14 protein-coding genes are annotated in these 14,217 nt (G+C 36.9%); 4 read left to right on the forward strand and 10 right to left on the reverse strand.

The annotated features are described in order from the left end of the window. Positions 1-7 precede the first annotated feature (7 nt). The 5 genes from CBF30_RS05460 to CBF30_RS05480 all read right to left on the reverse strand — a co-directional run bounded on the left by CBF30_RS05460 (position 8) and on the right by CBF30_RS05480 (position 5,431). Positions 8-2,200, reverse strand: coding sequence for a Tex family protein (locus CBF30_RS05460; protein WP_126823510.1), 2,193 nt, complete (start codon positions 2,198-2,200; stop codon positions 8-10). A gap of 149 nt (positions 2,201-2,349) precedes the next feature. Continuing rightward, the gene (locus tag CBF30_RS05465; protein ID WP_126823512.1) at positions 2,350-3,117 is read right to left on the reverse strand and encodes a metallophosphoesterase family protein; all 768 of its coding nucleotides are present in this window, start codon (positions 3,115-3,117) and stop codon (positions 2,350-2,352) included. 118 nt (positions 3,118-3,235) lie between these two features. After that, positions 3,236-3,631: a DUF1149 family protein gene (locus CBF30_RS05470; RefSeq protein WP_170168951.1), complete on the reverse strand. Its 396-nt coding sequence runs from the start codon at positions 3,629-3,631 to the stop codon at positions 3,236-3,238. Positions 3,632-3,803: 172 nt separating this feature from the next. Further along, positions 3,804-5,147: a PFL family protein gene (locus CBF30_RS05475; RefSeq protein ID WP_126823515.1), complete on the reverse strand. Its 1,344-nt coding sequence runs from the start codon at positions 5,145-5,147 to the stop codon at positions 3,804-3,806. Positions 5,148-5,161: 14 nt separating this feature from the next. After that, positions 5,162-5,431 (reverse strand): ACT domain-containing protein, encoded by a 270-nt coding sequence (locus tag CBF30_RS05480; RefSeq protein ID WP_126823517.1) that lies wholly within the window; start codon positions 5,429-5,431, stop codon positions 5,162-5,164. 210 nt (positions 5,432-5,641) lie between these two features. On the opposite strand from CBF30_RS05480, the gene CBF30_RS05485 reads away from it, so the two are divergent. The 4 genes from CBF30_RS05485 (at position 5,642) to CBF30_RS05500 (ending at position 7,978) form a co-directional block, all read left to right on the forward strand. Next, on the forward strand, positions 5,642-6,655 hold the full coding sequence (locus CBF30_RS05485; protein WP_126823519.1) for a CobW family GTP-binding protein: 1,014 nt from the start codon (positions 5,642-5,644) through the stop codon (positions 6,653-6,655). A 115-nt stretch (positions 6,656-6,770) separates the two neighbouring features. Next, positions 6,771-6,941, forward strand: a complete 171-nt coding sequence (gene rpmF / locus CBF30_RS05490; RefSeq protein ID WP_126823521.1) for a 50S ribosomal protein L32 — start codon at positions 6,771-6,773, stop codon at positions 6,939-6,941. Positions 6,942-7,092: 151 nt separating this feature from the next. Continuing rightward, positions 7,093-7,242: a 50S ribosomal protein L33 gene (gene rpmG, locus CBF30_RS05495; RefSeq protein WP_126823523.1), complete on the forward strand. Its 150-nt coding sequence runs from the start codon at positions 7,093-7,095 to the stop codon at positions 7,240-7,242. A 103-nt stretch (positions 7,243-7,345) separates the two neighbouring features. Then, a complete protein-coding gene (locus CBF30_RS05500; RefSeq protein WP_126823525.1) occupies positions 7,346-7,978 on the forward strand; it encodes an FMN-dependent NADH-azoreductase in 633 nt (210 codons plus the stop codon). Between the two features lie 177 nt (positions 7,979-8,155). Here the strand turns inward: CBF30_RS05500 and CBF30_RS05505 are convergent, their stop codons facing one another. The 5 genes from CBF30_RS05505 to CBF30_RS05525 all read right to left on the reverse strand — a co-directional run bounded on the left by CBF30_RS05505 (position 8,156) and on the right by CBF30_RS05525 (position 14,082). After that, positions 8,156-9,835: a ribonuclease J gene (locus CBF30_RS05505; RefSeq protein WP_126823527.1), complete on the reverse strand. Its 1,680-nt coding sequence runs from the start codon at positions 9,833-9,835 to the stop codon at positions 8,156-8,158. Positions 9,836-9,859: 24 nt separating this feature from the next. Continuing rightward, positions 9,860-10,732, reverse strand: a complete 873-nt coding sequence (gene dapA / locus CBF30_RS05510; RefSeq protein ID WP_126823529.1) for a 4-hydroxy-tetrahydrodipicolinate synthase — start codon at positions 10,730-10,732, stop codon at positions 9,860-9,862. A gap of 36 nt (positions 10,733-10,768) precedes the next feature. Further along, the gene (locus CBF30_RS05515; protein ID WP_126823531.1) at positions 10,769-11,827 is read right to left on the reverse strand and encodes an aspartate-semialdehyde dehydrogenase; all 1,059 of its coding nucleotides are present in this window, start codon (positions 11,825-11,827) and stop codon (positions 10,769-10,771) included. Positions 11,828-12,133: 306 nt separating this feature from the next. Further along, positions 12,134-13,042, reverse strand: coding sequence for an LCP family protein (locus CBF30_RS05520; protein WP_126823533.1), 909 nt, complete (start codon positions 13,040-13,042; stop codon positions 12,134-12,136). After that, positions 13,039-14,082, reverse strand: a complete 1,044-nt coding sequence (locus CBF30_RS05525) for an AI-2E family transporter (RefSeq protein ID WP_170168952.1) — start codon at positions 14,080-14,082, stop codon at positions 13,039-13,041. The genes CBF30_RS05520 and CBF30_RS05525 overlap by 4 nt, the downstream gene beginning before the upstream one ends. Positions 14,083-14,217 lie beyond the last annotated feature (135 nt).

Consider the following 14,217-nt stretch of genomic DNA (forward strand, 5'->3'; position numbering starts at 1 on the left):
CAATTGTTCATTCCTCTCGTTTTGTTTCAGAAAGCATGGATAATGCTATTCTGCCTTTTTTTAAATCTACTTCTTCTAACCAAACCGTCACAATGTCCCCAACAGCGACTACATCTGTTGGATGCTTAACAAATTTTTCGCTTAGTTTAGAAATATGCACCAACCCGTCTTGTTTGACCCCAATATCTACAAATGCACCAAAATCTACAACATTACGCACTGTTCCTTGCAATTTCATACCTGGTTTTAAGTCTTCCATGGTCAACACATCTTTTCTAAGTAGTGGTGTCGCCATTTCCTCGCGCATATCACGTCCTGGACGTACTAATCCTTCAATGATATCATTTAACGTTTCTTCACCAACAGCTAGCTCCGCGGCAAGCGAAGTCTTAGATAAATTGCCGATGGCCACTCTCGCTTCTTTTGAACCTAGCATGGCCGCAGTCAAATTTGCTTTTTCCATCACCTTTTTGGCAATCGTATAACTTTCTGGATGAATCCCCGTATTATCTAATATATTTTTACCATGGACAATTCTTAAAAATCCAACTGCTTGTTCATAAGCTTTTGGTCCTAATCTTGGAACTTTTTTTAGCTGCGCTCGACTTCTAAAAGCGCCACTTTCTTCTCGAAAACGTACTACATTTTGAGCAGTTGTTTTATTGAGACCTGCAACGTGCTGTAACAGTTTTGCGCTTGCAGTATTCACATTTACCCCTACTTGGTTAACCGCTGTTTCTACGACAAAATCAAGCTGTTCCGCTAAACGTTTTTGGGAAACGTCGTGTTGATATTGTCCCACCCCTACAGCCTTTGGATCAATTTTGACCAACTCTGCTAGGGGATCTTGCAATCTGCGACCAATACTGATTGCACTCCGTTCTTCTACATGTAACTCTGGGAATTCTTCTCTGGCCAAATCACTTGCAGAATAAACAGAGGCACCTGCTTCACTCACAATCACATAAAAGACTTCGCGCTTTATTTTTTTAAGCTGTTCTGAGACAAAGGTTTCTGACTCACGGCTGGCTGTTCCATTTCCAATTGCGACCATTTCTACTTGGTACTTTTCAATAAATTCGATAAACTCTTTTGCCGCTTGCTCTTGTTTTGTTTGTGAAGCTGGTTTATGCGGATAGATTACTTTAATGGCTAGTACCTTTCCCGTTGCATCCACAACAGCTAGCTTACAGCCTGTACGATAAGCGGGATCAAATCCAAGAACTACCTTGCCCTTTAAAGGCGCCTGTAATAAAAGGTTGCGTAAATTTTCGCCAAAGATGTGAATTGCTTGTTCATCTGCTTTCTCTGTTAATTCGCCACGAATTTCTCGTTCTATTGCTGGACCAATAAAACGTTTGTAGCTATCTTCTATTGCTGCTTGTAAATACGGCGTAACAATCGTCTTTTGATTGGCGGGGATTAATTGTCTCATTAAATATTGGAAAATTTTAGTTTCTTCTAATTCAATACCGACTTTTAAAATTTCTTCTTTTTCTCCGCGGTTAAGCGCAAGAATCCGATGTGCTACTACTTTTTTTAGTGGCTCATCATAGGCATAATACATTTCAAAAACTGATTTTTCATCTTTTTCTTGGTTTTTAACCTGACTCGTTAAAGAACCATTTGAAAAAGTAAACTCACGAATCCAGCTTCTAAATTTTGGTTCATCACTAATTTTTTCTGCTAAAATCTCGTGTGCCCCTTGAAGCACGTTGTCTACTTCTGCCAAATCTTTTTCAGGATCAAGATATTTCTGTGCCTCTTTTACCACCTCACCTGTCTCTGGCAATGAAAGAAGCCAATTTGCAAACGGCTCTAATCCTTTTTCTTTGGCAATCGTTGCTTTGGTTCTTCTTTTTTGTTTAAACGGTCTATATAGATCTTCCACTTGCTGAATTTTTGTAGCCGTAACAATTTTTTTCTCCAACTCGCTGGTTAACTTTTCTTGTTCCTCAATTAAACGAAGAACTTCCATCTTTCTTTTTTCTAAATTTTGTAGATAACGATGTCTTTCATCAATTTCTCGTATTTGAACTTCGTCAAGACTTCCCGTCATTTCTTTTCTATAACGCGCAATAAATGGAACTGTATTGCCCTCTTCTAATAAATTTAAAACCGTTTGAATCTGTTTTGGTTGGTACTGTGTTAATTCTTTTTGAACTAATGACATAATTGGTGAATTCTTTTTTTCGCTCATTTCTCTACTTCCTTGCTCTTATTTACTTTCTTATTTTAGCATAACTCTCTCGATTCTTGTATCTACATTAAAAATAAAAAACGAGACCGCATGCAACTGTTCATTGCTTTGCTGACTCGAAAACGAAGATTCATTTATTTGCTGAATTTTTATTGATTATTTTGCAACGCTTCTATTTCTTTTTCAGATGGAGAATGCCAACCTTCTCGAGGATTTTTTGCTTGGATATCTTTTACTATGCCCTTATCATTAAAAATAGCCCCGTGAATAATCCCTCCAAAGACGCCACCACCATCAATCCCGAATTTTCCGTCTGAATGCCAAATGGAATAATCCTCTTCATCCTGATGAAGTAAAGAAGTAACCGTATGTCCGAAAACAATTTTTTTACCTGTATTATTTTTACCAGTATGGAATGGCTCTCTAATCCAAATAAAATCCTGGTTATCAGTATCATGCCAATCGCTTTTTTCAAAGTCGACACCAGCATGAACACAGATGTATTGATTCCATTCATAGTAAAAAGGGCGTTCATCAAGAAATTTTAACAAGTCTGCCCATTTTTCTTTAAGAAGTTGTGCCACTTCTTTTGGCGAGTGTTCTGAGAAAATCCCTTTATACATCAGACTTTCTATCGTTTCTTTCCCGCCATTACGCATATAATTAACAAAACGCTCTTGCGGATTTTGAACAAAATTTAATAACATCTGTTCATGGTTGCCACGAATATACACAGCTTGCTCTTGTTCGACCAATTCTTTTCCTTTTAGTAAGCTTTCCTTGACCTTTGGCCCCCGGTCATTTAAGTCTCCTACTAAAACAAGTTGATGTAGTTTGGGATCATACGCTTTTAAGACTTCCTCTAATAAGTCGTACTCTCCATGAATATCTCCAATAGTAAATAATAATTTTTTCATTCTGATCACCTAGTTTCTACCTGAATAAATTTAGTATACTCTATTTTGCATAACATTAAAAAAAATGCGCTTGCTCGGTGCTTAACACCACTTTAGAGAAGCCTTTTTTTGGCTAAAACTACTGATTTGCTTCAAAGTTTAATTCAATCCCTGGCTGATCTAATGTAATTTCGGTTACTTCATAAGTCAACCTTTTAATGATTGAAAATAGTGGTGCCATCAACTCATCTAACTCTTCTTGTGTACAATCTTCCGGGCTATCAATTCTTTTTTTATCTACTGTCACCAATTGTCTTACACTGCCTGCAACATAAAATTCACCAAGCACAATTTGAAACATCACACGTAAACCCAAAACTGAGGATTCGATTTTGTTATTTGCAATTTCGGCATCTTCTTCGTCTAAATGAATCGGTTTAATCCCAACATTTATCTCTGTGGGAACTGCTTTATCTCCTGTAATCAATTCGTAATGGTACGCCTCTACTATCTCTGGCTGTCTGATAATTTTCACTATTTTCTCCTTTTTGATTACGTATTTTAGCCATTATAACATATATTTAATGGGGGAAAAATATATAGCAGAAAAAATTAAAATAAATCCCTATAAAAAAGTGTGAAACAACACATTATATCGGTTTGCTTCACACTGTCTTATGGTCAAAAGCTTTGTTTGTCCTTTTCTTTTAGTTTTTAAAAGAATGAATCGGTGCTGGAATTCTGCCACCCCGGTTGATGAATAAATCTGAGGCATAGGGATTCACTGGCATCACTGGTGCACTTCCAAGTAGGCCACCAAACTCTACCATATCCCCTACCTTCGTTCCTTTTGCAGGAATAATACGTACAGCAGTCGTCTTATTATTAATGACCCCAATGGCCGCTTCATCAGCAATCATCGCAGCTATTGTTGGCGCTTTCGTATCACCTGGGATAGCAATCATATCCAACCCTACGGAGCAGATAGCCGTCATAGCTTCCAATTTTTCTAAATTGAGTGCACCTTTTTGAACGGCCTCAATCATCCCAGCATCCTCAGAAACCGGAATAAACGCACCAGATAAGCCTCCAACATGTCCACAAGCCATCACTCCACCTTTTTTCACTGCGTCATTCAGTAGGGCAAGAGCCGCCGTAGTTCCGTGTGTTCCTACCGATTCTAGTCCCATTTCTTCTAAAATATGCGCTACAGAGTCTCCAACGGCTGGTGTTGGCGCCAAAGATAAATCAACAATTCCAAAGGGAACACCTAGTTTTTCAGAGGCAATCTTCCCAACCAATTGACCCATTCGAGTAATTTTGAAGGCGGTTTTTTTCACTGTTTCGGCTACCAGATCAAAGGGCTCTCCTTTCACTTTTTCAAGAGCTCGTTTGACAACGCCTGGCCCGCTAACCCCTACGTTAATTACGCAATCTGCTTCTCCCACTCCGTGAAACGCTCCTGCCATAAATGGATTGTCCTCTACTGCATTAGCAAAAACAACGAGTTTGGAACAGCCCATTTCCGATAGTTCTGCTGTTTGTTTTACAATCTCCCCCATGTGTTTAACTGCATCCATGTTGATTCCCGCGCGTGTTGAACCAATATTTACCGAAGAGCAAACAAAATCGGTTTCTGCCAAAGCTTGCGGAATAGAATCAATCAGAATCTTATCCCCATTTTGATATCCTTTTTGGACGAGCGCTGAAAACCCACCGATAAAATTTACGCCAGTTGCTTGTGCAGCTTGATCCAAGGTTTTTGCAAAAGCAACATAGTCCTTTTCATCCGTTGCGGCTGCGATAATTCCAATTGGCGTAACCGAAATTCGCTTGTTGATGATTGGAATCCCAAACTCAGATTCAATCTGCTCTCCCACTTTAACTAAGTCTTTTGCTTTTGTCGTAATTTTTTCAAAAATTCGTTTACGGGCTTTTTCCCCGTCACTATCAATACAATCTAACAAAGAAATGCCCATTGTAATTGTACGAATGTCTAACTTTTCTTCTTCAATCATTCGAATAGTTTCAATAATTTGGTTGGTTTCCAAAATAGTTCCTCCTTTTATAGCTTGTGCATTGTATCAAAAATTTCTTCTCTTTGGACTTTAATGGATACCCCTAATTCAACGCCCAATTGCCCAAGCTCTTGTTTTATTTCATCAAACTCAACTTTACTTGTTGCGATATCAAGCATCATCATCATGGTAAAGTAATCCGCCATGATGGTTTGTGAAACATCTAAAATATTAATTTCTAATTGAGCTAGTTTTTGGCTCACTCCCGCAATAATTCCGACTTTATCTTTCCCAATTACTGTTAGCACAGCTCTCATTTTTATCTCCCCTTCTTTTTTGATTATTTTTTGCATTGTTTTGAATATTATAACATATTCAAAGCAATTAAAGCATGATTATTCATGTGCCCTATCAAAATGAGTCTTCTTAAAAAGATGATTTTCTCTATTTTCCTTGACTTCCTATGATAAAAAAATTACTATTTATAAATAGTAATAATTTCGCTTTATATTCAAGGAGGTTTCATCATGGCAAACAAAATTCCCATTACCCTACTGACTGGATTTCTTGGGGCCGGAAAAACAACTTTAATTAACAAAATACTTACACAAGAACATGGCAAACACTTTGCTATTATCGTTAATGAGTTTGGAGATGTTGGGGTGGATCACCATCTAGTCATTAATACAGAGGAACAAATTTTTCAAATGAATAACGGCTGTGTCTGCTGCACCTTACGCTCTGATTTGGCCAATACTCTCCATTCTATTTTAGAAGCTCAAGAAAAATATGGCTTTCCACTCGACTATATACTGTTTGAAACAACCGGACTAGCCGATCCCTCGCCCATTGCTCAAACATTTTTTAGAGTTCCGTTTTTACAGGAAAATTTTTATTTGGATAGTGTTTTAACTGTAGTGGACATGAAAAATATCTTGCATCTTCTAAATACAAGAGACGAGCCCGCCAAACAAATTGCGTTTGCTGACAAATTATTATTCACTAAAGGGAAAGATATTCCTAAAAATATACAAAGAAAAGTCCAAGAAACCGTTGAGAAACTCAATCCTTATGCTGAACAAATTACAACAATTGAGGCTGATCAATTATTAGCTACCCATCTATTCCAGCGCTCAGCCGAAAAATTACTCACCATGACATCAGAAGATACGCATGAACATGAGCATGGGAATCAGCATGAGCATCAACATGAACATGAACATGAACATCACCACTTGCATCATAATCAAGTTTCTTCCTTTTCGATACATGAAAAGCGCCCTTTAGATGAAAATAAAGTAAGTCAATGGTTAAACGGCCTCGTTTACATTTACGGTCAAGAGTTGTATCGTTACAAAGGGATTTTAAATGTCCAGGATTCTCCCCAACAGATTATTTTTCAAGGTGTAAATATGACCTTTGATCTTAATTTGGGCCGCTCTTGGAAAGACGTCCCTCGTGAATCTGTCCTAGTATTTATTGGGAAGGATTTAAACGAACTAGATATTAGAAACTCTTTTGAAAAATGTTTTGCTGAATAAAATAGGAAAATCACTTGACAAATACGTCAAGTTGTTTTAAATTTAAATCGTAATCATTACGATTATATACTCTAGCAGGTATTTTTTGGTATTTAATTATAAAGGAGTGATAAAAATGGCTGTTCCAGCTAGGCGCACTTCCAAAGCTAAAAAAGGAAAAAGACGCACTCATAAAGGGATTAAGAGTCCATCAGTTTCATTCGATGCCTCAACAGGAGAATACCGAATGAGTCACCGTATTTCTTTAAAAGGCTACTACAAAGGGAGAAAAGTTTTAGAAAAGTAACGTATGGCATGGGGCGTTTTGTTGCAACAAAACGTTCATACTGCTTTTTGCGACTTTTTCTTCTCGCATTTGATGCAATGCAACCACGCTCCCTTTTCTCTAACGGTTACATTGCATTTTTATCTTGTTTAAAAAGAAAGGAATGATGATTATGCGCAAAAATATTCTATTGGCTTGTAACGAAACTGGTGAACGACTGTACCTAACTTCGAAAAATACTCGTAATAACCCTGAACGTTTGGAACTAAAAAAATACTCACCTAAATTAAGAAAAAAAGTGCTTTTCAAAGAAGTGAAATAACCAAAAACGTAAAGAGCATTTTTGTTGTCTTTTATTTCTAAATTCTTTATACTATCATTTGTACTAACAAATAATAAGTATTTAATAATGGAGGACAATCACTATGACAAACGTTTTACTTATAAAAGGAAATGATCGCCCTAGCACCGACTCTGTTTCGGTAAAAATGTACGAAACGTTTTTACAAGAAGTACAAAAAAAAGAAGAGGTTTCTGTAACTATTTATGATGTTTATGCCGAAAACACTCCTTTTATGGGTCAAGTATTATTTTCTGCCTTTAACAAGCTTCAAAATGGCAGTGAGTTATCAAAAGAGGAGCAAGAAATACTTGCAGCAAAACAAAAAGCGATGGACTTAGTTACTGCTGCCGATGTTTTAGTTGTTGCATTCCCTATGTGGAATTTGACAATCCCAGCAAAATTACAAACATTTATTGACTATATTTTTGCTGCAGGATATGCGTTTAAATACGACGCACAAGGAAATATGGTCCCTCTTTTAACCGATAAAAAAGTAATTCTTTTAGGCGCACGTGGTGGTGTTTATTCCATTCCAGAAATGCAAGCATTAGAAATGTCTGCTAATTACTTGAGCAATACCTTTGGTGGGATATTTGGTATGGAAATTCTTGATACAGTCATTATCGAAGGACATGCTGCACAGCCTTCTCAAGCAGAAGAAATTATTCAAAATGGTCTAGAGAAGGTCAAAGAAAGTGTTGCTAAAATTTCATAGAAAAAAAGAGGTTGCGAGAAAAGTGTTCAACTTTGTGAAATAAGCATAAATCAACAAAAATTTTTCAACTTTTTGTTGATTTTAGCTAATTTTTGAAGGAGTTGCTTTTGCTCCCCTGTTTATTTAGATAGTAAAAGCCTGAGCCATAACTTTTTGAGTTATGGCTCAGGCTTTTGTTTATTTCGCTTTCTTTCGCTGACTTGTTTCCATAATAACTGGTAAAATTACCGGTCTTCTTTTGGTTTGTTCAAATAGATAACGGCTTAATTGTTCACGAATGTCTTGTTTTAATTTACTCCATTCGAAATCACTTTGTTTCAAGTTTTCCTCTATGATTTCTTCCACAATCGTCGCACCTTCTGCCATCAAATCTTTGCTTGCTTTGACGTATACAAAACCTCTTGAAGTAATCTGTGGTTTGGAGATAATGCGTTTTTCTTTTCGATTGATGGTCGCTACAGCTACAAAAATACCATCCTCTGATAAAATCTTACGATCCCGCAAGACAATATTGCCAATATCTCCGACGCCCAGTCCATCAATCATCACATTTTCAGCTGGAATAGACCCCGCCATGTGCATGCGCCCTTTACTAAATTCTACGATGTCTCCACGCCCCGTAATAAAGATATCTTTATAAGGCATGCCCAACTCATGTGCAAGATCAGCATGCGCTGCTAGTTGACGATATTCTCCCTGAATCGGAATAAAATATTTTGGTTTCATGAAGTTTATCATCAATTTTAAATCATTCTGACTCCCATGCCCAGATGCGAGTAAATTGTCTGTAACAGATTTTACCATTCCACCTGCTCTGTAAATCATATCTTCTGTTTTCGCAACGGTTGTCTCCATTGCAGTAGACGGAGAGGTCGTGATGTAAACTAAATCCCCTTCTTGAATATGAACTCCTTTATAACGGCTTGTTGCCATTCTTTGCAAGGTTTTTAAGGGTTCTCCCATCTTACCTGTTTCCAAAATAACCAGCTCTTCTGGCGCATAGTTTTTCATATCTTGTAAAGGAATGAGTAAGTCTTCACTTGGAAGTGTAATCTTCTCAAGCTTCATCGCCGTACGAATAATTTTTTCTAAATCTTGTCCCGTTAAAACAACTTTTCTCATTGCTTTAGCAGCAGCATCTAATACTTGCTGAACTCGCTGGATATTACTTGCCACACTCGCTACAATGATTCGTCCTTCCCAAGAGCGAAATGTATCGAAGACTTCTTCAGCTATTTGTCGTTCTGCTGCAACTTGATTAACTTGTTCGGCATTTGCGGAATCGCTAAGCATCGCCAAAACGCCTTCTTTTCCAATTTCAGTCAAACGAGAATAGTCTGTTTGATACATGGGAATCGCACTCTGATCAAACTTAAAGTCACCTGTGTACACAATATTCCCTTCAGGTGTTTTAATCGAAATCCCAATTGAGTCAGGAATAGTATGAGTCGTTCGAAAGAAACTAACCGTTCCATGATTAAAATCGATTTCTGTAAACTCATCAACAACATGAAAATCTGCAAATTTTTTCGTTTTGGCATAATTTTCAACATTTAACTTTGCTAATTCTATTGTAAGTTCTGTCCCAAAAACTGGAACTTCAACTTTTTCTAAGAGATACGGTAACGCCCCGATTGCATCTGCATGCCCATGTGTTAGAAAAATTCCTACAATACGCTCCGCATTTTCAAGCAAATAGCTAAAATCAGGAATCACTACATCGATACCAAGCAGTTCATTTTCAGGATATTTAACCCCACAATCAAAAATGAAAATCTCGTCATCTACTTCCGTAACATACATGTTCTTACCGTTTTCTCGTACTCCACCTAGTGGAATAATTTTGATGTCGCTCAATTTTTTCACCTCACTACGTAATTATTACGTATTCATTATTTTTAATATTGCTTCTTCTTCTTCATTTGTGCAGGCAACAAGTGGCAAACGAACACCGCCTACTTGAATCCCACTGTGATTTAGTACAGCTTTGACTGGTGCTGGAGAGGGAACTGAAAATAATGCATCCATTTTTGGCAATATTCTCCGCTGAATCTTAGCAGCCTCTGTAAGGTTGCCATTTTCGATGGATTGATACATTTCAAACATTTCGTCTCCTAGTACATGACTTGATACAGAGATCACCCCTGCACCGCCTAATAGCTTGGTATCAAAAGCAAATGCATCCTCCCCAGTATAAACTTTAAAACCTGGTGCACTCTTTTCAATCACTTCTGCTATTGCTTGAAGGCCTGCGCACTCTTTCGTTCCTATAATTGTAGGAAGTTTTGAGAGTGCAATCGTAGTCTCTGGTGCTAAGCTCGCAATCGTTCTTGATGGGACATTGTAAAGAAATAGTGGCAAATCGCTGGCTTCACTAATCGTTTTAAAATGTGCATAAAGCCCTGCTTGATTTGGTTTGTTATAATACGGAACAACACAAAGTCCAGCGTCTATTCCCTCAATCTTTGCAACTTCTTTTGCAAAATTTGCGGATTCTCTTGTATTATTTGACCCAATATTTGCTATTACAGGCACACGTCCCTTGACAATAGTCACCACTTCTTTGAAAAAATGAAGTTTTTCTTCATGACTCAAAGTTGGCGATTCTCCGGTCGTCGCCCCAATCACTAATCCTTCTGTATGATGAGCAAGTAAATACTCAACTAATTGACTCAAGCGTTGACAATCAATTTCCCCTTGGCTATCAAACGGGGTGACCATTGCGGTCAAAATAGAAGCTTCATCTAAGCTCATAATATCATCTAACTCCTTTGTTTTTCTCTTCTATTTTTAGTTTACTTTTACTAAGCCCATTTTGTGCAAACTTTCTGCAATTTGCACGGAGTTCCATGCAGCACCTTTTAGTAAATTATCTGAAACGACCCACATATGGAAACCATTTGTGACATCTAAATCTTGACGAATTCTTCCGACAAAGGTTTCTTTCTTTCCAACACTGTTTAAGGCTTGAGGGTAAAGTTGTTCTTCTGGACTATCTTGTAAAACTAATCCAGGTGCGTCTTTTAACGTTGCTTTTATTTCATCTACCGTTAAATTGTCTTTGCCAAGCTCAACATAAACTGACTCTGAATGACCTGATAAAACAGGAATGCGAACACATGTTGCAGAAACGCTTAGGCTATCATCATTCATAATTTTTTTGGTTTCGTTTACCATTTTCCATTCTTCATATGTGTAACCTTGATCACTAAATACGTCTATTTGTGGAAGTGCATTAAATGCTAATGGATAATGTTTCTTGTCTCCACCACAAGGCAGGATTTCTGCTGTTAATTCCTCTTTTGGCAAGCCATCTAACATATCTTGCAATTGTTTTTTTAATTCTTGAATAGCCGAAGCCCCCGCCCCACTCACTGCTTGGTAAGTAGAAACTAGGACACGTTTCAAACCAAAGGCTTGTCGCAATGGTTCAAGTGCTACCATCATCTGAATGGTCGAACAGTTTGGATTGGCAATAATCCCATTATGATTTTTTAATGCTGCTTCATTTACTTCTGGAACTACTAAAGGAACATCCTTATCCATTCTAAATGCACTCGTATTATCTACTACTACTGCCCCACGTTTTACAGCTTCAGGCGCAAATTTCTTTGAAATCCCTCCACCTGCACTAAATAGCGCAATATCAATATTTTCAAAAGACTCTGGGACTAATTCTTCCACTATCTGTTCCTTGTTTTTAAAGAGAAGTTTTTTCCCAGCAGATCTCTTTGAAGCAAGTAGCTTTACACTTGCAATTGGTAAAGAACTTAGCTCTAACATTTGGATCATTTTTGTTCCTACTGCGCCAGTTGCTCCAACAACGGCTATTCGATATTCTTTTTTCATACTTGAAACTCCTTTTATTGAACTTTTCCCCGAAGATACTACTTTTTATTTTACCATAAACCCTTAAAAATAGCTTGAAAAAATTCTTTTCCCCGACTCTTTTCACAATACGTGCTATCACTTAAACCTCTACGCTTATTGGTGTTGATGCGCTTTAGAATGGTCTAACTCCTACCTGTCACATTCCCTATAAATTCTTAATACAAAAAAGTGTGCAACAAAAGGACAAACACCTTTTGTCGCACACACAAAATCTAACCGATCCAGAAAAAGCAGACTTTTTAGCTCTTGCCTTGCTTTACTTTTTTATTCTGTTAAAAATTTCTTTAGCGCTTCACTATTTTTATTAAAGTCTACTTCCAGAACACTGCCCACATTTTCATAGTCTTTAAATTCCCAAGAAGCTTGAATGGGAATAGATAACGTTTTGACCTCTTTGGTATCCCCAAGTAAGAAATCTTTGGCACAGCTTACGAGCGTTGTTGTCGGCAAATTTGTTGAAACGTAGCCTAATAATTTCCCAATTGTTTTGGGCAAACGAGTGATACTTTCTAAGTTTGCAGACTGCGCCGCAATAGCAGATAAGACCTGTTGTTGGCGTCTGACACGTCCAAAATCACTTTCCTCATCATGCCGGAATCTAGCGTATTGTAACGTCGTATTTCCATCCATCTTTTGCAGACCTTTTTTGATGTCAACCCCATCAAGATTCATGTCTTTTTCTGCATTAATTTCTAACCCTGATGGGAACAACGTATTAATAATATCTTTAAAGTCATTAAAATTAACTACTACATAATATTCGATTGGAACATTAAAATTAGCACTAATTGTTTTTCTAACTAACTCAACTCCCCCAAGCGAATAGGCTGCATTAATTTTTTCTTTACCATATCCTGGAATCTCAACGTAAGTATCTCGCATAATAGATATCAGCTTAGGCGTCTTACTTTTTTGGTCATAATGAGCGATCATAAGCGAATCAGATCTTCCTCGATCTTCTCCTCTAGAGTCCGTCCCAATCAATAGTACATTGATATCGTTCTTATCTTCTGCTTTTTGACCTTTAAAGTTAGTTACTTTTTCTTCATTATTTTTTTTCCCTTTGACTTCTAGATAGGATTGCGCCATCGAAAAAGCGCCAAAACTCTCTACGACTAGGACGACAAATAAGATAAGCAATAGTGCCTTCTTCCACAGACGCCTTTTTTTCATTCTTGTTCCTCCTTTATAGTTGGGTCCAAAATTTCTTTATTTTCTGTAGGATCAACATGTGCGCCAAGAATATTCAAGATAAACAACACAATTGGAATCCCCACAATCAAGCCCCAAGCTCCAAGCAGCTGTTCGCTAACAATCAACGTGACGAACGTATAAAACACAGGTAAATTTGCTCGTTTTGACATCAATTTTGGCTGTAAAATGTAAGATTCAAAGAAATGAATGCACGCAATTAAAATAAGAACGGCAACGACCATTTTGATTCCACCGATACTAAACCCAATCAAACTGATTGGCACAAGCGATACTAGAACACCCGCAACTGGGATCAGGCCTAAAATAAATATAATTGACGTCAATACAATTAGATTAGGAAATCCAAGAATTGATAACACGATTGTCATTAAAAATGTATTGATGGTACAAATAATTAACTGCGTTTCCATGACCCGTCCCAATATCAAAACAAATTTCTTAAAGAAAAAATGGATGTCTGAAAAAATGACACCATATCGACTAGCGACGATTTCGTCGCCAAATTTTTTGGTTTCATTTCTTGTAAAGGAATAGATGAAGCTCAGGAAAATCGCCAAGCCTCCCGTCATTATCGAAGATCCAATATTAGTCAGATAATTTAAGCTTAATGAAATTCCTTTTTGAATATGAGTTGTAAAATCACTAGTGCGAATAAATTCGTCTAAATATCGATTGATATCTGGACTAAACTTTAGATTTGGAACAGTCTTATATAAATAATTCGCTAATTCTTTTACTTGATCAAAAAATAATGGCAAAAAGTTAGAGCCTACTAAATAAAGTAAAAATAATGCAATGACATATAGAAAAAAAGTAATAAGCTTTTCGGGCAAATGAGTCTTTTGATGTACCCAACTTCCTAATGTAATTGCTAAATAAGAAAAAATACTTGTTAACAAAAACAACGATAAGTATTCTTTAAAACAAAAAAGAAAAAGCAAAATACAGCCAAATACAATAAATCTTCGAACATTTATTTTTTTTAACGCGTTATCCACCAACTACGCCTCCTTTTATCATTTCACTATTCAATATATAAGATAAAATCAGTTTTTTTTTAGATTTAAATAAGAATTAATAAAATTTTAAACTCTGAAGATTTGTTATTTTAAATAAAAAAGAGTGCCCACAAA

The organism is Vagococcus entomophilus (assembly GCF_003987595.1).
In the GTDB taxonomy this organism is placed as follows: domain Bacteria; phylum Bacillota; class Bacilli; order Lactobacillales; family Vagococcaceae; genus Vagococcus_E; species Vagococcus_E entomophilus.

Bases quoted from the DNA above. Each gene is read 5' to 3' on its own strand.
- CBF30_RS05460 (WP_126823510.1), bottom strand. From the start codon at position 2,200: ATGAGCGAAAAAAAGAATTCACCAATTATGTCATTAGTTCAAAAAGAA.
- CBF30_RS05465 (WP_126823512.1), bottom strand. From the start codon at position 3,117: ATGAAAAAATTATTATTTACTATTGGAGATATTCATGGAGAGTACGAC.
- CBF30_RS05480 (WP_126823517.1), bottom strand. From the start codon at position 5,431: ATGAGAGCTGTGCTAACAGTAATTGGGAAAGATAAAGTCGGAATTATT.
- CBF30_RS05485 (WP_126823519.1), top strand. From the start codon at position 5,642: ATGGCAAACAAAATTCCCATTACCCTACTGACTGGATTTCTTGGGGCC.
- rpmF (WP_126823521.1), top strand. From the start codon at position 6,771: ATGGCTGTTCCAGCTAGGCGCACTTCCAAAGCTAAAAAAGGAAAAAGA.
- rpmG (WP_126823523.1), top strand. From the start codon at position 7,093: ATGCGCAAAAATATTCTATTGGCTTGTAACGAAACTGGTGAACGACTG.
- CBF30_RS05500 (WP_126823525.1), top strand. From the start codon at position 7,346: ATGACAAACGTTTTACTTATAAAAGGAAATGATCGCCCTAGCACCGAC.
- dapA (WP_126823529.1), bottom strand. From the start codon at position 10,732: ATGAGCTTAGATGAAGCTTCTATTTTGACCGCAATGGTCACCCCGTTT.
- CBF30_RS05515 (WP_126823531.1), bottom strand. From the start codon at position 11,827: ATGAAAAAAGAATATCGAATAGCCGTTGTTGGAGCAACTGGCGCAGTA.
- CBF30_RS05520 (WP_126823533.1), bottom strand. From the start codon at position 13,042: ATGAAAAAAAGGCGTCTGTGGAAGAAGGCACTATTGCTTATCTTATTT.